Genomic DNA, 25,851 nt, shown 5'->3' on the forward strand with positions numbered 1-25,851 from the left:
AATATCATTTTGGGACTTAAAAAAGGAATTCGTTTTATTACATTAAAATCGGCCGGACAATATATCAACTTCCTAAGTTATGTACGTCCCCAAAAAGCCGTAGCTCTTTCTTACGCCCTTTTTAGCCAGCCTCGAATTGGGCGCTTGCAAAAAGACAGCTTACCAAAAATTCTGCAAAATACAGAAACAGAAACCTTTCATCATAACGAACATCATTTCCAGACCTATATATGGAAAGGAAACCAAACCAAAATCTTACTGGTTCACGGATGGGAAAGTAATGCATCTCGTTGGAAAAAGACATTGCCTCATCTTCAAAAATCAGGCAGTACTATCATTGCTCTTGATGCACCCGCTCACGGACAAAGTAGCGGTAAAGAATTTAATGTACCCCTTTACGCTGAGTTCATCAATAAAGCAGTTGAAAAATACCAGCCTACCATTATCATCGGACATTCAATTGGAGGCGCTGCTTGCGTATATCATCAATACCTATTCCCCAATACCAGCATCAACAAAATGGTCATTTTAGGAGCCCCTTCTGACTTAAAAACACTGATTGATAACTATATTTCGATGTTGAGTTTGAATACTAGAATGTTTTCGATGTTGGAAAGCCGTTTCAAAAGCCGATTCAACTTTAAACTAGAGGATTTTTCAGGTCAAAAATTTGCTTCAGAATTTAGCATTCCAGGACTAGTAGCCCACGACACCAAAGACAAAATAGTTGCTTTTGAAGAAGGAAAAAAAATCGCCAGTAACTGGAAAAACAGTCAATTCATCGAAACCAAAGGTTTAGGTCATGGCATGCACGATGACGAGCTGTACCAAAAAGTAATGGATTTTTTGTTTGCTAAATAAGCAGAAATCAAAAAAACTACTAAACTCTTACTACGAACCTATCACCTTACCAAACAACTTAGTTATAACAAATAACTCATTAGTAATTCGCATCTAGAGACACCCAAAGCGAGTAGCAATATTCATAAATAGCTGAATCCTATCCTTCATTTCAAAAATCAAAAAAGTCCAGCCATCTAAAAATATAAGAAGTCTAAATTTTGCTTACTTTTGCAGTATGGAAGAAAATCTAAAACGTCTTAATAAATTTATTGGAGAAACCGGCTATTGTTCTCGTCGTGAAGCCGATAAACTTATTGAAGAAGGACGCGTAACAATAAATGGTGTTGTACCTGAAATGGGAACCAAAGTTTCGCCAAATGATGAAGTACGTATAGACGGAAAATTAATTGTAGAGAAACACGAAAAATTAGTATACTTAGCCTTTAACAAACCCGTTGGCATTGAATGCACGACCAACTTAGAGGTACGCAATAACATTGTGGACTATATTAATTATCCCAAACGAATTTTCCCAATCGGAAGATTGGATAAAGCCAGTGAAGGACTAATATTCATGACCAACGATGGCGACATCGTCAATAAGATTTTGCGTGCTAGAAACAACCACGAAAAAGAATATACGGTAACCGTTAACAGACCTATCACAGAACGTTTCATACAACGTATGGGAAATGGGGTTCCGATCTTAGATACGGTTACTAGAAAATGTAAAGTAGAGCAAATTAGCCAATACACCTTCAAGATCATTTTGACTCAGGGTTTAAACCGTCAGATTCGTAGAATGACAGAATATTTAGGTTATGATGTCACCGCTTTAAAACGCATCAGAATCATCAATATCTCCCTTGATATTCCAGTGGGTCGTTACCGTGATTTAAGCGATGATGAGATCAAAGAATTGATTCAATTAATTGAACCATCTAGTAAAACTGAAGAGGCCAGCTTACCCAAAGAAGAAAGCCCGAGACGTAGAACACAATTCATCTCAAGAGATGATCCTCGATTTAAGAAAAAAGGAGATTACTAGTCTCCTCTTCTATAAAAATAACAAAGGCGTATTGAAATCTCAATACGCCTTTTGTCTTTTACCACCTTAGTGGATTATATCTTCTTATTGAAAATTCTCAATTCATTTTCGTAGATATAGTAAATCGATTGTGTCGCTGGGTCAATTTCATAAATTGGACGCATATTTTCAAAGATAATCTTATCCAATTCTGTACCGTCTTCTTTTTTCACTTTAACCAACACCTTTTTACTTGTAGCTTCGTCCTTAGCAAAGATATAAGAGAAATCACGATTTTGTTTCATCGCTTGGTAACGCTGTCCTAATCTTTTAGAGATATCACCTAAAACTGCCGAAGCGGCCGCTTGATTACCCGCTCTTTTCAACCTTGCTTTACTCGCCTCTTTTACAACAGACGTTGATTCTTTTCCTGTTGCAGGATCAATAGTAGTCATAGTCCATTCGCTACCCATCACCGCATTACCAAAAGCAGACACACCTAAACCAATAGATCCAGCCGTAGCCAATGCTGATCCCCAAGCTCTACCACCGTCACCTGGCTGCGTGTAAATCCTTTGATACAACACTTTACCCTCTTTATCAACACCCATCACTTCTGTTGGTCCTGAAAGCGCAACTCCCCAAGAAAATAACTCAATAGAATTAAGTTCTTTTTCTTTCTTAATATTCACCTTAGCAAAAGCAGCTGGTTTGTCTGATCCTTTAGAATCAAATTTAAAAAGTTTCTCGTCGTTGTATACTAAAAACTGATTGTTTTCTTCATCAAAAACACTCAATAATGGACGGCTTTCATTGAATTTTAAATTCCCTCTCCATAATTTTTTACCGCTTTTATAATCTACTAAGTTTCCGTAGGTAGCCGTTAGGTATAAAACTTTATCATCTACTTTTCCTAAGTAATTAATAGCGTCCTCTTTGTTGTCAGAGATCTCAATAAAGTTTTTCCATTTTTTCTGTCCGTCTTTATCAATCAGCATCATTTCATTTTCAGCCACGTATAAATAATCCCCATCAAGTGAAATTACTTTTTTCAATCCATCTCCACGGGCGTCCTTTTTCCAAACTTTAGACCCATCATTTAAATTATAAAAATTGAAACCGCTATTGTGCGCCACTAGAATTTTAGTTCCCCAATCTTCTAAATACACGATGTATTTGGTCTTAATCGCATCTTCCCAAATTGCTTTTCCTGTTTCGGAATCCAATACATTTAAATATTGCTTAGACGACAATAATCCTTTGCTGTTAATTACCACTAAATTTTTTCCGTTTTGAGTTGGAAAAACCTTAGTATATTCGATTTCTCCTACCCATTTCAAAGCACCATTGTTTCTATCAATAGCAGATAATTTTCCAAAATACAAAGAGTAAATAGTATTATTGCTTACTTCAGCCTCATTAGACATATTGGCTTTAAATGTAAACATCGAAGCAAACATACTTTTAGCTTCCCCTTGATCCGTTTTCCACTTTACTTCTCCGTTATTCAAATCAATCAAAGAAGCGATCACTCTACCATCTTCAACTCCTTTTACCAAATACTCATTATCTTCATACAAAAACTGGCTATTAAAAACCGTGTATTTATAGTTCGCTGAGTTGTAAATTATCTTACCATCTTCAGAATTGATTAAAATGGTTTTATATTTTACCAAAGCCTCTATATAAGGAGTTCCATCAATTGATTTTAAGATACGTTTACTTGCAAATAAGGTATTGGCATCCGCATTAAGATCCACATTATTAAATGTTTCAAGAGCAGTTGTTTTCCCAAGTTCTTTATCAGCATCAAAACTCCAAAGTTCCTTTTTTGTCTCAGGGCTAATTCCTTTGACTACATTTCCTTCTTTAACGACAATGATACCGGTAATTGAATTTTGAGTTAGATCCTCAATCTTCGAGTTCATTTTTAAAACCTCGTCAGCAACACGCTGGGCAAAACCAGTGCAGCCTAAGGTCAAAAATAGCATAATCATAATTTTCTTCATGATAATTTGTTTTTGGGGGTTTAATTTTAAGTTTTGTTAAATTTGGAACAAATATCCCACATTGGCACTTAATACACAAGGCATTTAATAAAAAAAATCTGTACAAAAAATGCTTAATTTTTCCGTACAGATTTTTTGATTTTATCGGGCACTTCCTAGAAAATCATAATAGAACGCCTTAGATAAAAACGACCTTTTTTGATAGACCGCAATCTCCTTCTCTCGCTGCGTTTCAAGTTTTCCACCCTCTAGTTTATTTTCCATAAAATAATCCCTGCGCCTCTGGTCATTATAATTCAACTCACTTAAGAAAGTTGGCTCTACTCCCTTATTCACCGAAATATTATAGCTGGTAATAAAATCACCCCAATTGAAGAAACTACATAAAAGGATGGTTCCATAAAAACACCAAACCATTTGATTAAAAAGATAGGCATTTGTTTTTTGCTTGGTGATTTTCAAGAACGTAAAAACCAGTCCTATTAGGGCTACAAGCAGAAAAACAAAAACACCTAGTCGTTTATAGGTCAACCCATAAAAAGACACATATTCTGCATTTTTAAGCAGGGTACTTAGAATTAAAACTCCATTTAATAGAATCCAAATTTTAGCCAGTTTTTTAAGACCACTCGCCTTTTGATCAAAATTGAATCCTCCCTTAAAATAAAACAAGATTACACCAACAGCCATCACTATAGAAAAAACAACAGCATTTACCCTTTCATGTGTTGCAGCACTCAATTTAGAAGTGTCCACCGATTGGAAAAACTGCTCATAGTTATAAGTAACGATGAAAGCCAAAAGCATCATATTTAAAAGCAATAAGCTAATCACTCCACTTTTTCTTTCAAAATCAAGATCTAGAAAAGAAAAAGTATTTTTGTTTACTACTTCACTTACAACGGTAAAGTCGTTCTCTAAGATGGCCTTATTCTCATACACAAAATCTGGAACCCAATAATTCCAGAAACTAAAGGAGATATAAAAACCCAATGCCCCAATAACCACCAATGTTCCGAAATCAAAATCCCAAGTATAATCAGTGAGCAAAGCTGAGAAATGATCACTTCCCAAGCAATACGCTCCAAAGAACACCCCCACAAATACCATAGGAATAACAAAATACGCAATAAGCTTTTTAGCCCAGTTCTGCTGAATTTTTCCCTCTGGCAGCCACTGCCTGAACATAAAAATGCGCCCAATAGAGGTGATTCCGTTTAAAAATACCAAGGGAAAAACCAGTACCATTTTAAGCTTTGAATCCTGCGTTTTAAATTGCAAGAAGAGAACTGATAACGCCAGGGCCAAAAAAGAAGCAAAATCTCCGTACCAAGCAAATGCCAAACAAGACAAAACCGATGTTACAACGAGAATCAAATGTGTTCTTTCAGTGAAGCGCTCCTGAAAAAAATAGCAAATACATCCCGTTAAAACCAATCCAAAAATTGAAAGGTTAACCCCTAAGGACTCGTTGTAAAAAAGCAGTAAAAAAATCAAACTGCAGCCTAAAATAATGTGGTGTTTTTTCATGATTACAAATTTAAAAGTACTTTGCATTTCAAAGTAATTAGACAAAAAAATAGTGTTTTTACGATTTCATTAATTTTTCCAAGCTCGCCAAATGCTCCTTAAAGGCAGCACGTCCTCTTGGGGTAACTTGATAAGAAGTTTTTGGTTTTTTACCCACAAACTCCTTTTTCACTTCAATATATTCTGCTTTTTCAAGCGCTGAAGAATGACTCGCTAAATTACCGTCGGTGATGTTCAAAAGGGCTTTCATTTCCGTAAAGTCCACCCATTCATTGACCATTAGTACAGACATAATCCCAAGCCTAACACGGCTTTCAAAATTCTTATTTAACTTATCAATGATTCCCATTGCTTAGTTGTATTTTTTAAACATCAGCAATCCATATACGATGTGCAAAACACCAAATCCAATGATCCAAAAAATCAAACCATATCCGATATAAAAAAGAGAAACAGCCCCTAAAATCAGTTCACAAAACCCTAAATATTTAATATCCGAAAACGTATACTTTTCAGCATTTATCAGCGCTAAACCATAAAAAATTAACGTAGTCGGAGCAATTAGTCCATAAAATCCGTGAGCCAAAAGAGCCAAACAAAACACAGCTCCCGCCGCCAGTGGAATAGCCAAATTCCATAACATTTTCTTGGTGGCTGAGGTCCAAATAGGCAGATCATACTTTCTACTTTTCCTAATGGTAAAGAATACTCCAAAAGCAAAAGCAAAGACCAAAATCACTAACCCTATAAGCAGCAACTCCCCCACAAAATCAATAGACAAGTTTAAATCCTCGCCTTCAAAATACTCAATTCCTTTTACTTTGAATAGTTGATACACAAACAACCCTCCAATCAATGCCGATAAACCCGCAAAAACTCCTGAGAGTCCGCTTAATGATATAAATCTTGAAGAACGCTCCATCATGGAACGTATATGTGCTAAATCTTCTTGTTGTTTCTGATTCATATATAAAGTACTTTGAGATACAAAGTTATAACTTATTTTGAATAAATGATCATAAAGGCAATAAAAAAAATGCTTCTATAGAAACCTGTTCTATAGTAGCATTTTGCTTTGAAACCGAAGTTAAAATTTTATGCGTTTAAGATCCTATCGATCAGAACCATCTTCTTCTTTTAAACAAAAACACCCCGAGCACTGATAAGACAACCGAAACAACAAGCAAAATCCAAATACCATATTGATTTTCCTCCAAACCATTTGGCACATTCATCCCATACAAACTGGCTATCAAGGTAGGGATCATCAAAATGATCGAAACAGAAGTCAGCTGCTTCATAATATTATTCATATTATTAGAAATCACCGACGCATAAGCATCCATCATGCCAGTCAAGATATTGCTATAAATATTAGCTGTATCCTGTGCTTGACTCAATTCAATTTCTACATCTTCCAACAATTCTAAATCATAGCTTAGCTTTTGGTTTTTTAAGTTTCTAATCCGATGAAACAAAACATCATTTCCTTTTAAGGAGGTAATAAAAAACACTAAACATTTTTCTATTTGAAGTAAGGCCTGCAATTCTTCATTCTTAATCGACTTTTCTAAATTGTCCTCTGCTAATTTAATTTTCTGATTGATCTGTTTCAGGTATTTTAGATACCAAACACTAGAAGACAAAAGCAATCGTAAAGCCAAATCGAAGCTGTCTTTAATGATAATATTTTTGCGTTGTGTATACGATACAAAATCAGCAACAATCTCCGTGGGATAAAAACTAAGAGTAAGACGTATATCGTCTTTAAAAATCAAACCCACCGGAATGGTTTGGAAGGGTAATTTTATGTCATCACTTTTAATGGGAACACGCATGATGATCAACATCCATCCATCTTCTGTTTCAATACGTGGTCTTTCATCAACATCCTCAATATCATTATAAAATGCCTCAGGAATCAAAAGTTCCTCTAACAAATATTGCTTTTCTGCCGAGCTTGGCGCTTCAATACTGATCCAGCAATCAGATGCCCACACTGGCGTCTCTATTAATCCGTTATTGTTTTTGTAAAATACTTTCATTTCAAAATTCTAGGTTTTAGCATAGTCTTTTGAAAAGTTCAAAAGCTATCTTTAATTAAATACTAACGAATGATAATCGTCCATTGGAGAAGTTTTCTTTTTTTTAAGTGCTGCAAAAGTATCTATTATTTTCACAACCTGAAACTTATATTGCCAATTATATAAAAACAACAAAGCCTGCTCCAACTAGAACAGGCTTTGTTTATAAAATCAATTAGATCAATTTATTTTTTAGTACTTCTCATTTTACGCGCTAAAAGCGTATTTTGAAGCAACATGGCAATCGTCATCGGTCCTACTCCACCAGGAACTGGTGTGATAAAAGAAGATTTTTTACTTACACCATCAAAATCAACATCCCCTGTAATTACGTATCCTTTTGGGTTTGAAGCATCTTCAACTCTAGTAATACCCACATCAATAACCACTACACCCTCTTTTACCATATCCGCTTTCAAGTAGTTTGGAACTCCTAAAGCCGTAATAATAATGTCTGCATTTTTAGTAAACTCTTCGATGTTTTTAGTTCTACTGTGTGTCAAAGTAACGGTTGAATCTCCAGGATTTCCTTTACGACTCATTAGAATACTCATTGGTCGACCCACGATATGACTTCTTCCAATTACTACTGTATGTTTTCCTGCAGTTTCTACTTTGTAACGCTCTAACAATTGCATGATTCCAAAAGGAGTCGCTGGAATAAAGCTTTCCATCTCTAAAGCCATTTTTCCAAAGTTCGTTGGGTGAAAACCATCCACATCTTTATCAGGATCCACTGCCATTAAGATCTTTTGCTCATCGATATGTTTAGGCAAAGGCAACTGCACGATAAAACCATCAAGATCATCATCCTCATTCAATTCTTTAATTTTTGCTAACAACTCTTCTTCAGTAATGGTCTCAGGTAAACTCACCAAAGTGGATTCAAAGCCAATTTGCTGGCAAGATCTTACTTTACTTCCTACGTAAGTTAAACTTGCTCCGTTGGTTCCTACGATTACTGCTGCCAAATGAGGTACTTTTCCTCCAGCATCTTTTATCGATTGAACTTCGGCTGCAATTTCGTTTTTAATGTCTTCAGCTGTTTTTTTACCGTCTAGTAGTTGCATTGTTTTAAAGTTAAATGTTTCAAGTTTAGAGTTTCCAGTTAAAAAAACCGAAACTCGAATTATATATTAGTAATCTATTTTATGTAAAAAATTTAAGGTCTAAAATTCCAATCTTCTTGAAATTTTAAACCTTAAAATATATTGTATTATTTCGGCATCCCGCCTGGCATTCCTTTCATGCCTCCCATCATTTTCATCAAGTTTTTTCCGCCTGGACCTTGCATCATTTTCATCATTTTGCTCATTTGGTCGAATTGCTTCATTAACTGATTTACTTGCTCGACTTTCGTTCCGGAACCTTTAGCGATTCTGGCTTTTCTTTTTACGTCGATAAGGGCAGGTTTACTTCTTTCGATTGGTGTCATCGAATGAATGATCGCCTCTATATGTTTAAAAGCATCGTCTTCTATTTCTACATCTTTCATGGCTTTTGAAGCACCCGGTATCATTCCTACCAAGTCTTTCATATTACCCATTTTCTTTACTTGTTGAATTTGAGTTAAGAAATCATCAAAACCAAATTCGTTTTTAGCAATCTTCTTTTGAAGTTTTCTCGCTTCTTCTTCATCAAATTGCTCTTGCGCTCTTTCGACAAGGGACACAACATCACCCATCCCTAAGATACGCTCCGCCATACGATCTGGATAGAAAACATCAATAGCTTCCATCTTCTCACCAGTACCGACAAACTTAATTGGTTTGTTCACTACCGATTTAATCGAAATAGCAGCCCCACCACGAGTATCTCCATCTAATTTCGTTAAAATAACTCCATCAAAATTCAAGATATCATTAAAAGCTTTTGCTGTATTTACCGCATCTTGCCCCGTCATTGCATCGACAACAAACAAGGTTTCTTGAGGCTCAATAGCTTTATGAACACGAGCAATCTCGTCCATCATCTCTTTATCCACAGCCAAACGACCAGCGGTATCGACAATCACGACATTGAAACCATTCGCTTTAGCGTGTTTGATTGCATTTTGAGCAATCTCAACAGGATTTTTATTCTCTGGTTCCGAGTATACCTCAACACCTATTTGATCCCCTACTACATGAAGCTGATTAATCGCCGCAGGACGGTAGATATCACAAGCTACTAAAAGAGGCTTTTTATTTTTCTTTGTTTTTAAGAAGTTGGCTAATTTTCCAGAGAAAGTCGTTTTACCAGAACCCTGTAAACCAGACATCAAAATTACAGTAGGCGCTCCAGAAAGATTGATTCCTGCTACATCACCACCCATTAATTCCGTTAGTTCATCTTTGACCAACTTCACCAATAATTGTCCTGGTTGTAGTGTAGTTAAAACGTCTTGACCAATTGCTTTTTCTTTTACTTTAGTGGTAAAATCTTTGGCAATCTTAAAGTTAACATCGGCATCAAGTAAGGCACGACGAACTTCTTTTAAGGTTTCGGCAACGTTTACTTCAGTAATTTTACCGTGCCCTTTTAATATATGGAAGGCTTTATCTAACTTATCACTTAAATTATCAAACATACTATTTTCTTTATTTGAAGTGCAAAGATAATCTAATTAGACATTTCAGGCAATTCTTTTTCACGCAGAGATTTAGATATATTACCAAAACAAAAAAATCTCGTAAAGTCACTACGCCGCACCTTTGAATATTCATTCTTTGCGAGCGTAGGTCTTTGCGAGAAAATTAGTTATAGTCTACACTACTTAGGTTAGAATTGGAAATAAATAAAGGGTTGTGAACCTGCCACTGCCGTAGCATATACGATCCAATAAACAAATCCCAAAACGATAGCCTTTCCTATAAGTGGCGTATTATCGAAAACAAATTTCAACTTGGTGGTAAAACCTTCTGGTAAGAAGTGCCACACATAACCAAAGAGCATCAATAGAAATACGTTTTTATACCCCATTACAATGGTCTGCCAATGTTCTGGTTCAAAGGATAACTGACCAATATTATTAATTACCTGCAAGGCCGTTTCAAAATCTCTGGCGCGGAAAAAGATCCAGCAAAACACCACAAAATGGAAGGTGATCACTATAGAAAAGAATCGCCATACAAAGTTTGGTCCTGTACTGTCTTTTTTAGCAGGGAAAAGTTCCATCACAATTTTATGAACCGCCAAAGCCAATCCATGCAAAGCACCCCAAATAATAAACTGTGCCCCTGCTCCATGCCATAAACCTCCTAAGAGCATGGTCGTAAACAAATTGAAATTAGTCACTAAGGTTTGATTTCTTTTGCTGGAAAGCAAAAAGGTCAAACAAAAAACAACTATAGCCCCCAAGGCAATAGCCAAAGGAATAATACTACTATTGAAGTTGGAAATCCCCCAGAGCAATAGTCCAAAGAAAAACAAACTCGGAAACAAAAATCCTGCAAAGCTCCCTTGCCTATTTCCTCCTATAGAAATATACAAGAAGTCCTTTAACCAAGTAGACAATGAAATATGCCATCTTCTCCAGAAATCCGTAATGGAAACGGATTTATAAGGTGTTCTAAAGTTGGCTGGCAATTTAAATCCTAACAATAAAGCGATTCCAATGGCCATGTCTGAATAACCTGAGAAATCACAATAGATCTGAATCGCATAACCATAAGACGCCATTAAATTCTCAAATGCCGTATAGGTCATTGGCGTATCAAAAACACGATCCACAAAATTGATCGAAATATAATTCGAGATCACCGTTTTCTTAATCAATCCGCCTATGATCAAAAACAAAGCATTGTTTACGTCTTGTTTGCTCAGGTTTAATTTCTGATAAATCTGTGGCAAGAAATCTTTGGCTCTTACAATTGGTCCGGCCACCAACTGAGGGAAGAAGGAAACGAAAAATAAATATTCGATATAATTCTTGGTTGGCTTAATTTCTTCACGGTAAATCTCGATAATATAACTCATCGACTGAAAGGTATAAAACGATATCCCCACAGGAAGAAAGACATCATGAAGCTCAAAATTACCTCCAAAGACATCATTGAACGTTACAATCATAAAGTTCATATACTTAAAGTAGCCCAATAGTCCCAAATTCAGGATCACACTAAATACGAGGTACGCTTTCTTACGGCTTTGCACCGCTTCTTTGTAGATGACCTGACTCAGGTAATAATCCACTACCGAAGAAAGCAGCAAGAGTAAAAAGTAAATTCCACTTGACTTATAATAAAAGAAAAGCGAGAAGAGAATCACGTAGGTTAATCGCAAATAAAAGGTTTTGCGTAAAAAGGCATACACAAAATAAAAGACTAGAAATAGCCCTAAGAATAAACCTGTATTAAATAATAATTTTTCGTCTGGATTGTAAACAAACCAACCTTTAACCTGTTCTACTGTAAGTGCGCCAAAGTTTTTAATAAACCAGTCATTGACACTATCAATTGTTATCAACTTATTTTTTCAATTTAAAATTATCGTATGCTTTTAAAAATGCCTGTGAGAACAAGTCGCCTTGTTTTTCGTATCCCTTCTTGGAATAATGAACCCAATCCGGACCTATGAGACCTGTAGTCTTTAAATTTTGAATACCTTCAAGTCCTCCAAATTCCTGATAGAGATCCCAAACCGCAAAATCCTCTGATTTTGAAATTTCGATTATACTCTTGGCATAATCCTGGACATATACATTGGGTTTTCTGTTTTTTAATAAAGAAGGAGGAGGTGTCATCACTAGTATAGGAACCGTGATATGCTGTGCTCTGATGTGACCAATAAATGCTCGTAATTCCGTTAAATAGGCCGCCGCTTCCATATGGTCATAACTTTCATTGGTTCCCATTGAGAAAACCAACATATCGGGCTGCAAAGCCTTTAGTTGCTCAAAGAACAAAGGATACTTATTGTAATCCGAAAACTTCGCTCCATTTACGCCTATCCCACTATAAACTACTCCTGGCATGTCTTTCTCTAAAACCACACCGTTTAGTTCGTAGCCAGAAGCGGCTGTATTGGGAATCAGATAGATTTTATCCAATTCCTTATCGGAATGATAATAATGAGAAAAGGCATCCGCTTGCAGCGCTAAAGGAACAAATTCTGAACTACTTACATTCTTAGGTCTTGTTTCGTTCGTTTGAATTTTCAAGGTTCTCCCAGCACGAATGTTCGTAGATTTTAATCCATTATCTCTTTTGATATCGGCTACAGACACCTGGTATTTATCGGCTATGGTCGAGATTGCCTCTCCTTTTTTGATCTTATGCTGAATTACTTTTCTCTGGGTAGTTTGAATGATTTTAGTTTGAGCACTAAGGGCCAAATCAAACATCGACTGGTTCGCAGGTGTAATCAGACGAATCGAATTGAATTTATAGGCCACGTCTTTTATCGTAAGCTCCATCACAAAATCCCCTTTATCCCTCCAAAGTGCTATTCCACTTAAACCAACAGGAACATTTTTAACCGGGTGAATATTGCGGTAACTTTGCCAAGCTCTATTGGACTGAAACCGCTCATTAAAAGAACCATTTGTTTGGGCCAACTGATACGGAAAAACCAAACCTCGTCCCGCATTACCAAATTTTTGTTGCAGATTTTTTCGAATCTGATTGGTCATCATATCCCCTTGAATATGAGAATCCCCTATATGTACTATATTTATTTTCTGAAAATTATGCTTTTCATTTTCCTTCAATTTCAGAAAAACGCGGTCTAATACTTGAGCATTATAAATGTGTTCGGCAGCAAAAGAATCAATGGTGGTCGTGTCAACTTTACTCATCGGCAGTTGGGTTATGGGGAATAAATCTATCTTTTGTGTTTTATCATTGGCCGCCATGAAAAGACAGCAAAAGAGCATCATCAGTTTATTCATTTACACTATCTTTTTTTACAGCCACAGAGTCTGCCTTGGTTTTCCGAGTCGCTTGCGGTTTAGTGTTTGTAAAATTACGGTTTTCGCGTAAAACCTTATACTGTTCATATCCCCTATTCAATTGATCATACAACAACTTACCAATGGCTTTGGCTCCGCGTTGATTAAAATGCGTATAATCTTTGTTGGCTTTAGCAGGAGCTTCATCCACCCATTTGATCATGGATCCGTCTCCTCCCATTAGTGTATACAAATTCACAAATCCAGAATGCGTTTCAAGAGCATATCTTTTTTGCGCTTTTACCAACGGCACTACTGCTGAATCCGTTTTCATTTCCAGCTCGTATTTGGTCGACTTATCCGCCGTTGAAATAATCAAAATAGAAACCCCTGGAAAAGATTGTTTGATTTTATTGACCGCTTTGGTCATTCCTCTTTGGTACCAAGAATAATTTTTGGTCCCATAGTTCAAAACGTTGGTACCATAATGCAAAATAACCAAATCGTATTTCAAATTAGCATTGAATCGCTGCATGACATTAGCATCAAATATAGAAAGAGGCAATCCGGAATTTCCTCTTTGCGAAAAATTATCCACGTGCACCCCAATTCCATTATCAAAATTAAACCCATAAATCGGAATCGAATCCGCATTTACGAAATTCGCTTTGAAGCCCTTTAGACTCCCTGAGGCCACCTTTAGTGTATTAATTAAATTAGTAGGCACTAATTTTTTTCTCAAAGTATCTCTACCGACTATAAAATTCACATTTCCTCTTTTAGTGGATTGACCATAAAACAAGGTAGGACTATCTAAGGTCGTGGCATATTTATTGGAGCCCACTTCGTATTGTACCCAAGTAGCATTGGCTTTTTCATTGGCAAAAAACACATGCCCGTTAACACCAAAAGGACAAATAGGTCTTTTAACATTGAGATAGGACTGCATTTTCCAGTTTTTGGAATAGAGTGATTTTACAGAACCTCTTGAGGCTGAAGATTCTGAGGTAATCGACACAAAACCGACACCACTTCCTCCAAAACGCCCTTGATAATTGGCACGAACATCTTGTACAATTAAATCACCATCGGTCATCGAATCGCCATAATACGCAATCCTTACTTTGGCCTGAGGATTTTTTTCCAGTTGGTATAATTTCTCATAGAATGAAACCAGATACTGATACCCTTTATAATTTTCAAAGGTTTCAGAAGGGAACTCAATGCCTTCGGTAGCATCAAAAGTAATTTCCTCTGCCGCTTCGAGTTTTTCAATAGCTGCAATACTATCGTTTCTATCGACTAAAGAATCATTGGCCACCGACTCTAAAAGCAAACTATCGATAAGTACGTTTTTAGTATCTATTTTGCTATCCGAAAAAATTTTATCCGGTAAGATTTGTTTGAATCCAATAAAAGCAACGACTGCTAATAATACAATGGCAAAAGACTGAAAAAAATAAGATTTTGTGTTCACTAGTAATAATAAATTTTAGGAAAGGATTCATTGGGATTTACTCAAAAATCCTATTAATTCCTTATAAAAAAGTAAGCGCAAAGATAGAATAAACATTAATTTATTATCTTTTTTTTAACATTAAAAAAGCACAAAAAAAGAGGCTAGAAAATTCTAACCTCTTTATCAAAAAAAAATAAAAAAAACAAAGTAAATTACAAACCCAACTTAACTGTAATCACAGCTTAAACAATTGGTTTTCAAACAAAAAACCATTCGTTATTTTATTCCATTGCAAGCAAAAAGACCTACTATAATAGAGTGTACCTAACACCCGTATTGAACCTTACATACCCTTGGGCGGCATGCTGATCCTATTATAGCGATTCTTTCTTCTTCACATTATTTTAAGATTGCATACTCTAGGGTAACAAATCCTCTTTCTCCTACATCATTTGTCATGGCAAGGAATTTCAATTTATAGTAATTTCCAGTAGCATCTTTCACCACATAAAAACGATCTGTTTTAATACTTGGTAAGGAACCGTTTTGTCCTCCACCATTTCTCCAATTCGCCCCTACAATTCTTTGATCTGTGGCTGAAGCAGCAAAATTAGCCTCTACAATATTCGCTTTTGTAAAAGCGGCATAAGTGAGATCAGCAGTCACCACAACTTGATAGACCTGCGTCCCTCCTTTCATGTTGGAAACAATAAAATCTGAATAACCGTAAGTTACCTCAGTACCAAAATTCACATAATTAGTAAAATAGGTAAAGTTTAAATCCCATTTTGCTTTTTCTGGTTCTACTGCAACTGTATTGGCTGAAGTCAAACTAAAAAATGTAAAATTGAAAGCCGCATCCTTAGCAATTGTTTTTTCAGTGAAAGTAGTAGACTCCAAATCCGCATACTGAATCTTATAACCAGTTCCGCTTCTTAGAATCCTTACTTTTTTCCATCCCCTTGCAGCACCGTCTATTTCAACGTTACCTACACCCGGTTTAGCAGTACCCACAGCGAATCCTAGGTTCACCAAATACACTTTATTATCTGCATCAGTGGCAGAAACCTCAGCAATGGCAGTACCAATTCCAGCACCACTACCAGCTAAAACCCCCGTTGGGTTATCTACAAATCCGTTAGAAGAAGCCGTTGTTCCAGCTCCTACTGTAACAGCAGCATCTATTTTCTGAACCAAAGTAATATCAGAAGTTTCTAATTTCTTTACCGCCATTTTCAAAGCCCCATTGATCACGACTCTAAAATCTGTTGCGCTAGAGAATCCAAAATCCCAAGAAGCTCTATTGATCGACGAAGAAGTGCCTGTACTCAAATCTAAATACAATTGATTCGGTTGGTTTGCTCCTCCAACTGATGCGGCTAAAGTGGCCCCTATTGAAGGTACTTCCACCGTAGGAGCACTATCATCACTAGAACAAGACACAAGAGTCAATAAGGAAAAGGATAAGAGTAATAATGATTTTTTCATGGTATTGAGTATTTATATTTAAAGATTAAGGTTATAAGTCAATTTGATAAAATACGAACGTCCGTAAGCCAACATCAGCGATGAAGAAGTGGCATGAGCCGTTTGATTGCTATTGCTTTGATTCACATTGGTGACATTACAGAGATTTCTGGCTCCAATGGTGGTTTCCAATTGATTGTTAAAAAAAGATTTCCTAATGGAAGCATCCAGCCAATGGCTAGGATCTATGTCTGATATGAGATATTCTGAAGTGGTTTCGATAAATTGTTGCGACTTACCATTATACTTATAATAGGCCGAGAATGTGGTACCCCATTTAGGAATCAAATACGCAATACTACTGTTCAAATTAAAGCTGTACAGAAATTGATCCTCTGAAGAAAAAACCTGATTGGTTATCTTACGGGAAACCCCTACTATAGCCGCACCAAGATTAAAAGTCAAATCGGCTATCTTGAATTGATTCATCGTAGAGAAATTCCACATCTTATATTTACTGATGTTAATATATTGGTATTCCGGATTTCCGGTATCGGGATTAAAACGCGACAAAGCCATATCAATTCGATCGTTCACATCTAGAAAACTTCCCGATAGGGTGTTGGACATTAATAATCCTGAATCCCATGTCGTTGCTTTTTTAAGACTGGCTTCATAAGACGTACTTGTTTCGGGAATAAGATTTTCATTTCCTGTAAAAAAGTGTCCATCAAAGATTAGCTTGGAATACATTTCTTCAAAAGTGGGCGTCCTAAAAGAGGTTCCATAAGAACCTCTAAGTTCAATCCCTTGATCCAATAAGTACCGTAATCCTAGTGATGAAGCATATTGATCTTTAAATTTAGACTGAGCCGAAAAGCGCAATCCTGGACGAAGGGAAAACCTTTTATCCACCTTGATTTCTGATGAGGCAAAAAAGTCATAGTTCTCAAGGGTTTTGGCTATAGGCGTAAAGGTATTACTGGCTTCCTGCACCAAGGCATAGCCTTTATTATGGACAAACTCATAGCCTAGCTGCAAATCCACTTTTTTGTCTGAGAAAAAGTTACTTAGCGTTCCAGTAGAATAGAGTACCTCCATAGACTGATCCTTTACGCTAACGGTATTCGCTTCCTGTTTCGTGGACAAATAATACCTAAAATCGGCTACGTTTCTTTCTTGTTTTTGATGCGAAAGAGAAACATTATAATTCCATTTAGACAAAAGCTTCCCTGTGGCATTTACATTATGAAAATACCTATTGCTAGCATATCTTTTATCTTCAGCGTACCGATAAGAACCCAATTGTGTATTGAAACCCGATTGTACGGTCGCATTATAGTACTGCACGTCTTCGTCTAAATATTCAAATTTGTAAAAAACTCTAAAATCTCCTTTATGATAGGCAATTAGCGCCGTACCGTTTAATTGTTCTTTTGGAAGCCATCTGTAGCCACGACTCTGATCATTCTCCGGGTAATCCTTTCCTTTTTTGTCGTCAAGAAAACCCTTGAAATCGTTTCTACTAGCCCCAATACTGACAAACCAATTATCTTCAAAAGAATGGGATGCTCGTAAGGATTGTATATGACGTCCCTGATTAAAAAGTGCATACTCGTCTTTCACGGTCTCCTCTTGTACCGAAGCGGTAACACTGTATTTGTATTGGGACGATTTTTTGGTAATGATATTCAAAACCCCACTAACGGCGTTCGCTCCATAAACCACGCCCATAGAACCCTCCACGATTTCGATTTGCTCCACATCATTTAAATTAATTTGAGACAGATCACTATTATTTCCAAAACCCCCTTCATTGACCAGTGGTACATTGTCAACTAAAATTTTAAAATATTGTGCATCTAAACCAAATAGAGAAACGGTAGAGCGACCCGTAGTTCCACTAGGTCGTACGCTAATATTCAAATATTGATTCAGTACATCGGCTAAATTGGTAGCGGCTAAATTTTTAATATCGGCACTGCTGATCACACGAACATTGAACACCGATTTTTTGATCGATTGTGGTTCGAATTGTCCCGTGACGACCACTGCTGATAATTCATTGACAGTACTGTTTTCTTTTTGTTGTTGAGCAGCAAGTGTTTCGCAAAACAGTAGGGCAATAAATAGGCTGATTTTGATTTTCATTCTTTATAATTGGTCTTAATCGTGGGGCAAATATATAACTATTTTTATTTATTCTAAATAAAGTTTATATATTTGCAAAAAGATTTTAAAACCTTAATCACCAATTATGAGTACAAAAAGCCTCTATTTTTCGGCCGCAATGGCTTTGGCATGTAGCCTTGGATTTAGTCAAGAAGCTAAAAAACAACAAGACATTAAATCGATCAAGTCGATGTGTGGTTGTTATGAAGTAAAATTTAATTTTGCTGAAACCTTTCAATACCCAAAAGATTCTCTTACTTACAAACCATCCAAAACAAAGCATGATTATGGTTTAGAGTGGGTAGAATTAGTGGAAGACACGCCCAATAAAATAGTGATGCAACACTTACTAATTGTTAGTGATAAGATGATCATCAAACACTGGAGACAAGATTGGCTATATGAAAACACCGATTTGTACTCCTTTGATAAAAACACGACTTGGAAATACAACAAACTCAATAAGAAAGAGGTAAAAGGCCAATGGACACAAAAAGTTTTTCAAGTTGATGATTCTCCGAGATACGAAGGAACATCTTCTTGGGTTCATGCAGATGGAAAAGACTATTGGGTTAATGTGGCCGATGCTCCCCTACCGAGAAGAGAACATACCAAACGTGATGATTACAATGTTTTAAAAAGAAGAAACATACATGAAATCACCAAAACAGGATGGAATCACGAGCAAGATAACGAAAAACTGATCCGAGACGATAGTGGTAAAGATGTAGTACTTGCACAAGAAAAAGGAATGGATCATTATATCAAAGTTCCAGACATTAAATGTATTGCCGCTCAAAATTGGTGGAAAGAAAACAACGCTGTTTGGAAAAATGTGCGCGATAAATGGCAAACTCTTTTTGAAAGAAATAAAGATTTGAACTTAAACGAGACGGTTGACAAAAAACCTTTGTATTCGTTTTTGTTTGGGGTAAAGCCGGATGCTAAAAAAGCAGAAACCGATGCTATCATCGACAAGTTCGTTAAATAACCCCCCTCCCTACTTCCTAAAAAAGGCCATTCGTTCCAACGGAATTAATGGCCTTTGCTGTATCCAAAAACAAAAAAACCGCCTAAAAACTTAGACGGTTGTATATCCTTTATTCTTTTTTTGTGCTACAAGTGTACTAATTCAAAATAGTTAAAAATAAATATAAGGAAATCTCTTAAACATTACGATATCATCAACAAGTTATTCGTGTGATTTTCAACACTATACCTGTTCTATAACCCTAATTTAAGAAAAAAATTGTGTCATAGCGCAGATTTATGCACGAAAACAAAATTTCCTAACAAAATGTTAATTTAGATTAATTTTTAAATTATCACAGAATAACACTATAATATAGTGCGAATAATTAGCAAAAACACACTATTAGCCCTAAAAAAACCCTATTTACACTTTTTAACCTTCTTCACCAGTAAAAGCATAAACATAGAAATAAAACAAAAAAGGCCGATAGTTTTATAAAACTAACGGCCTTTTGCTTTTTCGTTATATTAAGATTCTTACATTCTTTCTGGAACTTCTATCCCTAATAAGGTAAAAGCGGACTTAATTACTTCGGCTACTTTTTGAGAAAGCTGTACTCGGAAAATTTTCTTAGTCAAATCTAATTCACCTAAGATATGCACCGATTGATAAAATGAATTGTATTCTTTTACCAAATCATACGTATAATTGGCAATAAGCGCTGGACTGTGATGTTGAGCAGCATTTTGAATCACTTCTGGAAAAAGTTCGATTTGTTTCACCAATTCTTTTTCTTTCTCGTGTAAGGCTACGGTATCGGTTGTCGCTGCAAAATCAAATTCAGCCTTACGGATAATCGATTGGATTCTCGCATAAGTATATTGAATAAACGGACCCGTGTTTCCTGCGAAATCAACTGATTCTTCTGGATTAAACAAGATACGTTTTTTAGGATCTACCTTTAGGATATAATACTTTAAAGCACCTAATCCAATGGTTTTATACAATTTGGCTTTTTCCTCAGTAGAATAACTGTCTAGTTTGCCTAAGTCTTCTGAAATTTGTTGCGCTGTATCGGTCATATCCTGCATCAAATCATCTGCATCTACAACTGTACCCTCACGGCTTTTCATTTTACCAGAAGGTAAATCTACCATACCATAAGATAAGTGATACAAACTTGAAGCCCAATCAAAACCTAACTTTTTCAGAATCAAAAACAACACTTTAAAGTGGTAGTCCTGTTCGTTTCCAACCGTGTACACCATCCCACCAACATCGGGCATGTCTTTTACACGTTGAATCGCAGTTCCGATATCCTGTGTCATATAAACAGCAGTTCCGTCTGAACGTAAAACAATTTTACGATCCAAACCTTCCTCTGTCAAATCAATCCAAACTGAACCGTCAGGATCTTTTTCGAATACCCCTTTATCTAATCCCACTTGAACAACATCTTTTCCTAATAGGTACGTATTGCTCTCGTAGTAATATTTATCAAAATTAACCCCTAAATTACTGTAGGTCTTTTCAAAACCTGCATAAACCCATTGGTTCATCATCTTCCATAAGGCAATTACTTCCTGATCACCCGCTTCCCATTTTTTCAGCATTTCTTGTGCTTCCACAATAATGGGCGCTTGTTTCTTGGCTTCGTCTTCAGTTTTACCCGCTTCCATTAAAGCCGAGATCTCTACTTTATAGGCTTTATCAAAAGCCACATAATAGTTCCCTACTAATTTATCGCCTTTTAATCCTGTACTCTCTGGAGTTTCTCCATTTCCAAATTTCTGCCAAGCCAGCATCGATTTACAAATATGGATTCCACGATCGTTAATGATTTGTGTTTTATATACTTTTTTACCAGAAGCTTTAATGATTTCCGCCACGGAATATCCTAACAAATTGTTACGAACGTGACCTAAGTGCAAAGGTTTATTGGTATTCGGCGAAGAGTATTCCACCATGATGGCTTTCTCTTGGGGATTTGGTGTTACAAATCCAAAGCTTGCTTGGTCTTTAATTCCATTAAAGAAATTCAAATAATAACTATCGGCTATAACAATATTTAAAAATCCAGAAACCACATTAAAACGTGCTACTTCGGTAACATGCTCCACGAGATAATTTCCAATTTTATTTCCTAATTCAGCTGGATTGCTTTTAATCACTTTCAATAAAGGAAAGATGACCATTGTAATATCGCCTTCAAACTCTTTTCGAGTCGTTTGATATTCGATTTTATCAACAGTAACATCAAATAAGGCTTGTATGGCTTTTTGTATAGAAGGAGTAAGAATTTGTGATAATGACATGTAAACTTATTTTTAAAGACTGCAAAGATACTGCTTATTCGTCAATTACAGAAAACGAAAAACAGATAAAATACAACAAAACACTCCGAATTGATCAAAAATAAAACAAGAATACCACCACTAATTATCAAAAACACAAAAACCTAATCTACTACAACTCAGCACATCCAAAAAAAATTAAGATTTTTTTATAAAATCCCTGTAACATATCGTACGCAAAAGAGTCTTACTAAGAAATTCGAGCTGTTTCAGAACAACGAAATATTCGAGTTTAGCTAGCATCGACCAATCAAAACAATCTATTTATAACATCATGAAATTAAAACTCCTTCTGTTGGCATTATTCAGCATAATGACCACAGCACAAGCCCAAAATTCCGGAACCATTACCGGGAAAATCATTGAAAAATCGAACAGTGCTCCTATTTCATATGCGACCGTTTCCATCAAAGAAAACGGAAAAGTAATTTCTGGTGTTAACACAGATGACACTGGAGTCTACACCATTAAAAACTTAGCCCTAAAAAGCTACACCATCGAAATTCAATACATTGGATTTAGAAAACACATAAGTGCTGTTGTCTTAAGTGATACCAAAAAGGCCGCTACGCTTAATGTTTCCCTTGAAGAAGAAGCTACTCAATTAAAAGGGGTTAATATTGTTAATGAGCGCTCGACTATCGAGCAAAAAATTGACCGAAAAGTCATTACCGTAGGAAAAGATTTAACCACTGCAGGAGCTTCTGCCTCTGATATCATGACCAACATTCCTTCTGTAAACGTAGACCAAGATGGAAAATTATCCCTTCGTGGAAATGACAATGTTCGTGTCTTAATTGACGGTAGACCCTCTACTATTGATCCTGCCCAATTGCTAAAGCAGATTCCTTCGACTTCGATCAAAAAAATAGAATTGATCACCAATCCAAGTGCGAAGTACAACCCAGAGGGAATGTCTGGGATCATCAATATTATTTTACACAAGAATAGCAACACGGGTTTCAACGGAAGCTATAGTGGTGGTATTACTTTTGGAGAAACAGCCAAACACAATCAATCACTAGATTTGAACTATAAAACTGGTAAAGTGAATTTCTTCGGAAATGCGGGACAAAATTTTGGACTTAATGCCAACGATGGATATATTTCCAGAAAAGACATGAGTATTGTGCAAAACTTAGACGTCACTAACGACAATGATTCTTACTTATATAAAGTAGGTATGGATTATTTAATCGATGATCACAATACATTATCAGTTTACACCAATCAAAACAAAGCAACAGGTACTTTTAGTGTCAATACAGATATAGACTATAATAATTCTTCTGAGGGTATTCGCAATATGTTTCAAAAATCAAGATACCAAGGACCTAACCAAACAGGAACTTATAATCTAGCTTTCAAACATATCTTTAAAAAGGAAGGTCATACTTTAGATTTTGAAGGAAACTACTCTGACACCAAACAGAGCCAAAATGCCAATTTTGACACAAAGACAACCCATCTAGACAATACTGAAAACAACATTGTCTATGCTGATTACATTAATGGAACTAGAAAATTAAGCACTTTTAATGTGGATTATGTCAATCCATTAAACGACAAAACGACATTGGAAGCAGGTGCCGAAGCACGTTTAACTAAAACAGGAAACACCTTTATCACCGGAAACCCTTTGGTTCCTGTGGCAGATCAAGCTTCTGATTATACCTACGACACCAATATCTATTCTGCCTATGTTACTTTTGGTCAGAAATATAAAAAATTCTCTTACCAATTAGGAGCTCGTTTTGAAAGCTATAAAGTAGCAGCTAATTTAAATCATGGCCAGACTAAATTTGATGATGACTATATTACCTTATATCCATCGGCTTATTTAACCTACAACTTAAATGATAAAAACACGCTTCAATTGAGCTACTCTAGACGTGTGGACCGCCCTAGCTTAGAACAAACAAAACCAATTCGTGAGTTCTCTACTCCATTGGTAACTGCTTTAGGAAACCCAGAATTACGCCCTCAGTTTACCAATTCTGTTGAAGCAAACTATACCAAAACTTTAACAAAAGGAAGTTTCACAGCGGGTGTATTCGTAAGAAGCATCAATGATCCAATTAGTAGAATCATCTACCCTGATGATGCTGACCCTAATGGTAACAAACAAATTATGACCTTCACCAACTATGATCATAATACCTCATATGGTTTTGAAGTTTCATTCAATTACAAAATCACTAAATGGTGGGATATCTCCCCATCTATTGATTTCTCAAGCATCAACCAACAAGGAGTGGTATTTGTATATGATGAAGTAACCAAAACAAGTAGCCCACTAGAAAGAAAAGTGACTGCAGCAGCTTTTAATGGTCGTATGAACTCAAACTTTAAAGCAACAAAACGTTTAAGCTTTTTATTGTTTGGTTTCTACAGAGGATCAGTAGATGGTCTTCAAAATAACAGCCACGAAATGTACAAAATGGACATGGGATCACGTTATACTTTATTGAATAACAAAATGAACATTAGCGTACGTTTTAATGATGTATTCAACACTATGAAATATGCTTTTGATGCCGATTATCCTTATCCACAGGTGGGTCAGTTTACTTGGGAAAGCCAAACCGTTTACTTAGGATTAACCTATAACTTTGGAGGAGCTAAAATCAAAAACTTACAACGTAAACAAAGAGAAGATAACACTAATAAAGGTGGTGGCGGAATGTTTTAGTCCCCCCCTCATTAGTACATATTACAATTTTTTAAATAATTTTTTGAATAATTTCTTGTAGCAAAAAGGCCTGAAGTATGCCAACTTCAGGCCTTTGCTATTTTTAGACCATTGTGTACTACTTGAATTTAAAAAGTAGCGATCAATGCTTTTATTTCAACAGCACTAGCCATCTCCGTACCATCTGTAATGGCCGATGAATGATAAAAAGTTGGCGCCAATTTTTCTTGCAACAAAGCAATATTCGAAGAGCGTAATCCTCCGCCTGGCATAATCACAATTCTATCTTGAGCTAATTGTTGGATCTGTTCTAAATCCAAAAGTCCTTCCACCACATTTTGACCTCTACCTGAAGTTAAAATAGAATGAAAACCACACGCAATTACATCTTCAAGACCTTGTTCTATATCTTTAACCACATCAAAGGCACGATGAAAAGTACAAGAACATCCACTAGCCAAATGAACCAATTCCTGATTTTGCTTTTTGTTCACACTTCCATCTGGATTCAATATTCCAAAAACAAAACCATCCACTCCTAACTTCTTAAGCAATTTGATGTCTTGTTTCATTTCCATGAACTCATCATCAGTATACACAAAATCCCCACCACGAGGTCTAATGATCACATGCATTTTAATCGATACTTCTTCTCTAACCTTTAGCGCTACAACTGCATTAGGTGTTGTTCCACCCAACTGCATATTCTCGCACAATTCAATTCTATCCGCTCCATTTTCTTGAGCTATTAATGCCGATTCGTAATTGAAACAAGCAATTTCAAGTTGATTTTTTTTCATTATAATTTTAGACATTGATATATTTATGTAACCCGTAATTGGTTATCTATTTAATTTTAAAACGATAAACTCCATCGGTAAAACGGTGCTTAAAACTACTCTCAAAGAGATCTGTTTTTTTAACGTTGACATGAAAACCAAAAATTCAATGGTTTTTATTTTCTTTTCATTATTTCCACAAATATAACGAATACCAACACTTGAAGAGATAGTTAGATTTAAAAACTACAAAATCATCAAGACACTATCCATAACGTTGCAGTGCTAGGAAAAGAGAAATCACCTTACTATGTGCGAATCGCTGCGATCAGTTTTATAACTTAACTTAGACACTAATTTCTAACTTACGTTCAGCTAAATGCGCAAGTTTAATTGTAGTTTTATGAGATTTTTTTACAAAAAACACCAACTAAACCTTTTAAAGTCCTAAAATTAACATGCGTCGTAGAACTAAATAGTGTTTCTATTGAAACAATTTGGAATAGATACTGCAGCTGTATTTCCATATTTCTGAATATTAAGACATGCCTAATCGTCTTTCATTTTTGAATTTAATTCCCAGACTTCTTTAC

18 protein-coding genes are annotated in these 25,851 nt (G+C 35.9%); 4 read left to right on the top strand and 14 right to left on the bottom strand.

Annotation, left to right across the window (positions count from 1 at the left end; genetic code table 11):
• Nucleotides 1-9 precede the first annotated feature (9 nt).
• Together AC51AA_RS10490 and rluF are read left to right on the top strand one after the other, a co-directional pair.
• The gene (locus tag AC51AA_RS10490) at nt 10-861 is read left to right on the top strand and encodes an alpha/beta fold hydrolase (protein WP_500702066.1); all 852 of its coding nucleotides are present in this window, start codon (nt 10-12) and stop codon (nt 859-861) included.
• A gap of 217 nt (nt 862-1,078) precedes the next feature.
• Nucleotides 1,079-1,891 carry a 23S rRNA pseudouridine(2604) synthase RluF gene (gene rluF / locus AC51AA_RS10495; protein ID WP_500702067.1) on the top strand — a complete coding sequence of 271 codons (813 nt, stop codon included), beginning with the start codon at nt 1,079-1,081 and terminating at the stop codon, nt 1,889-1,891.
• Nucleotides 1,892-1,965: 74 nt separating this feature from the next.
• Here the strand turns inward: rluF and AC51AA_RS10500 are convergent, their stop codons facing one another.
• The 12 genes from AC51AA_RS10500 to AC51AA_RS10555 form a co-directional block, all read right to left on the bottom strand.
• Nucleotides 1,966-3,879, bottom strand: a complete 1,914-nt coding sequence (locus AC51AA_RS10500) for an outer membrane protein assembly factor BamB family protein (RefSeq protein ID WP_500702069.1) — start codon at nt 3,877-3,879, stop codon at nt 1,966-1,968.
• Nucleotides 3,880-4,020: 141 nt separating this feature from the next.
• A complete protein-coding gene (locus tag AC51AA_RS10505) occupies nt 4,021-5,409 on the bottom strand; it encodes a DUF4153 domain-containing protein (RefSeq protein WP_500702071.1) in 1,389 nt (462 codons plus the stop codon).
• Between the two features lie 58 nt (nt 5,410-5,467).
• Nucleotides 5,468-5,758: a winged helix-turn-helix domain-containing protein gene (locus tag AC51AA_RS10510; RefSeq protein WP_500702073.1), complete on the bottom strand. Its 291-nt coding sequence runs from the start codon at nt 5,756-5,758 to the stop codon at nt 5,468-5,470.
• Between the two features lie 3 nt (nt 5,759-5,761).
• Nucleotides 5,762-6,376 carry a hypothetical protein gene (locus tag AC51AA_RS10515; RefSeq protein WP_500702075.1) on the bottom strand — a complete coding sequence of 205 codons (615 nt, stop codon included), beginning with the start codon at nt 6,374-6,376 and terminating at the stop codon, nt 5,762-5,764.
• A gap of 151 nt (nt 6,377-6,527) precedes the next feature.
• Nucleotides 6,528-7,454, bottom strand: a complete 927-nt coding sequence (locus AC51AA_RS10520) for a magnesium transporter CorA family protein (protein ID WP_500702077.1) — start codon at nt 7,452-7,454, stop codon at nt 6,528-6,530.
• Nucleotides 7,455-7,678: 224 nt separating this feature from the next.
• Nucleotides 7,679-8,563: a bifunctional 5,10-methylenetetrahydrofolate dehydrogenase/5,10-methenyltetrahydrofolate cyclohydrolase gene (locus AC51AA_RS10525; RefSeq protein ID WP_500702079.1), complete on the bottom strand. Its 885-nt coding sequence runs from the start codon at nt 8,561-8,563 to the stop codon at nt 7,679-7,681.
• Between the two features lie 146 nt (nt 8,564-8,709).
• On the bottom strand, nt 8,710-10,062 hold the full coding sequence (ffh, locus tag AC51AA_RS10530; protein WP_500702081.1) for a signal recognition particle protein: 1,353 nt from the start codon (nt 10,060-10,062) through the stop codon (nt 8,710-8,712).
• Nucleotides 10,063-10,253: 191 nt separating this feature from the next.
• Nucleotides 10,254-11,939 carry an MBOAT family O-acyltransferase gene (locus AC51AA_RS10535; RefSeq protein ID WP_500702083.1) on the bottom strand — a complete coding sequence of 562 codons (1,686 nt, stop codon included), beginning with the start codon at nt 11,937-11,939 and terminating at the stop codon, nt 10,254-10,256.
• 1 nt (nt 11,940) lies between these two features.
• Nucleotides 11,941-13,362 carry a GDSL-type esterase/lipase family protein gene (locus AC51AA_RS10540; RefSeq protein ID WP_500702085.1) on the bottom strand — a complete coding sequence of 474 codons (1,422 nt, stop codon included), beginning with the start codon at nt 13,360-13,362 and terminating at the stop codon, nt 11,941-11,943.
• A complete protein-coding gene (locus AC51AA_RS10545; protein ID WP_500702086.1) occupies nt 13,355-14,839 on the bottom strand; it encodes an SGNH/GDSL hydrolase family protein in 1,485 nt (494 codons plus the stop codon). Before AC51AA_RS10545 ends, AC51AA_RS10540 begins: the two co-directional genes overlap by 8 nt.
• A 381-nt stretch (nt 14,840-15,220) precedes the next feature.
• Nucleotides 15,221-16,309 carry an HmuY family protein gene (locus AC51AA_RS10550; RefSeq protein ID WP_500702088.1) on the bottom strand — a complete coding sequence of 363 codons (1,089 nt, stop codon included), beginning with the start codon at nt 16,307-16,309 and terminating at the stop codon, nt 15,221-15,223.
• A gap of 18 nt (nt 16,310-16,327) precedes the next feature.
• Nucleotides 16,328-18,439 carry a TonB-dependent receptor plug domain-containing protein gene (locus AC51AA_RS10555; protein ID WP_500702091.1) on the bottom strand — a complete coding sequence of 704 codons (2,112 nt, stop codon included), beginning with the start codon at nt 18,437-18,439 and terminating at the stop codon, nt 16,328-16,330.
• Between the two features lie 106 nt (nt 18,440-18,545).
• On the opposite strand from AC51AA_RS10555, the gene AC51AA_RS10560 reads away from it, so the two are divergent.
• Entirely contained in the window at nt 18,546-19,451 is a 906-nt protein-coding gene (locus tag AC51AA_RS10560) for a DUF6607 family protein (RefSeq protein WP_500702093.1), read from the top strand.
• A gap of 518 nt (nt 19,452-19,969) precedes the next feature.
• Here AC51AA_RS10560 and argS read toward each other — a convergent pair.
• On the bottom strand, nt 19,970-21,748 hold the full coding sequence (gene argS / locus AC51AA_RS10565; protein WP_500702095.1) for an arginine--tRNA ligase: 1,779 nt from the start codon (nt 21,746-21,748) through the stop codon (nt 19,970-19,972).
• A 313-nt stretch (nt 21,749-22,061) separates the two neighbouring features.
• Here argS and AC51AA_RS10570 point away from each other — a divergent pair, with 313 nt between their 5' ends.
• Nucleotides 22,062-24,479, top strand: coding sequence for a TonB-dependent receptor (locus AC51AA_RS10570; RefSeq protein ID WP_500702097.1), 2,418 nt, complete (start codon nt 22,062-22,064; stop codon nt 24,477-24,479).
• A gap of 128 nt (nt 24,480-24,607) precedes the next feature.
• Here the strand turns inward: AC51AA_RS10570 and AC51AA_RS10575 are convergent, their stop codons facing one another.
• Complete coding sequence (locus AC51AA_RS10575) at nt 24,608-25,279, bottom strand: copper homeostasis protein CutC (protein WP_500702099.1); 672 nt, start codon at nt 25,277-25,279, stop codon at nt 24,608-24,610.
• Between the last annotated feature and the right edge of the window lie 572 nt (nt 25,280-25,851).

The sequence above is a fragment of the Flavobacterium sp. OHVDL-2026-0007 genome, assembly GCF_059882335.1.

Coding starts and splice junctions, on each gene's coding strand:
- rluF (WP_500702067.1), top strand. CDS start 1,079: ATGGAAGAAAATCTAAAACGTCTTAATAAATTTATTGGAGAAACCGGC.
- AC51AA_RS10500 (WP_500702069.1), bottom strand. CDS start 3,879: ATGAAGAAAATTATGATTATGCTATTTTTGACCTTAGGCTGCACTGGT.
- AC51AA_RS10505 (WP_500702071.1), bottom strand. CDS start 5,409: ATGAAAAAACACCACATTATTTTAGGCTGCAGTTTGATTTTTTTACTG.
- AC51AA_RS10510 (WP_500702073.1), bottom strand. CDS start 5,758: ATGGGAATCATTGATAAGTTAAATAAGAATTTTGAAAGCCGTGTTAGG.
- AC51AA_RS10515 (WP_500702075.1), bottom strand. CDS start 6,376: ATGAATCAGAAACAACAAGAAGATTTAGCACATATACGTTCCATGATG.
- AC51AA_RS10520 (WP_500702077.1), bottom strand. CDS start 7,454: ATGAAAGTATTTTACAAAAACAATAACGGATTAATAGAGACGCCAGTG.
- AC51AA_RS10525 (WP_500702079.1), bottom strand. CDS start 8,563: ATGCAACTACTAGACGGTAAAAAAACAGCTGAAGACATTAAAAACGAA.
- ffh (WP_500702081.1), bottom strand. CDS start 10,062: ATGTTTGATAATTTAAGTGATAAGTTAGATAAAGCCTTCCATATATTA.
- AC51AA_RS10540 (WP_500702085.1), bottom strand. CDS start 13,362: ATGAATAAACTGATGATGCTCTTTTGCTGTCTTTTCATGGCGGCCAAT.
- AC51AA_RS10550 (WP_500702088.1), bottom strand. CDS start 16,309: ATGAAAAAATCATTATTACTCTTATCCTTTTCCTTATTGACTCTTGTG.
- AC51AA_RS10555 (WP_500702091.1), bottom strand. CDS start 18,439: ATGAAAATCAAAATCAGCCTATTTATTGCCCTACTGTTTTGCGAAACA.
- AC51AA_RS10560 (WP_500702093.1), top strand. CDS start 18,546: ATGAGTACAAAAAGCCTCTATTTTTCGGCCGCAATGGCTTTGGCATGT.
- argS (WP_500702095.1), bottom strand. CDS start 21,748: ATGTCATTATCACAAATTCTTACTCCTTCTATACAAAAAGCCATACAA.
- AC51AA_RS10570 (WP_500702097.1), top strand. CDS start 22,062: ATGAAATTAAAACTCCTTCTGTTGGCATTATTCAGCATAATGACCACA.
- AC51AA_RS10575 (WP_500702099.1), bottom strand. CDS start 25,279: ATGAAAAAAAATCAACTTGAAATTGCTTGTTTCAATTACGAATCGGCA.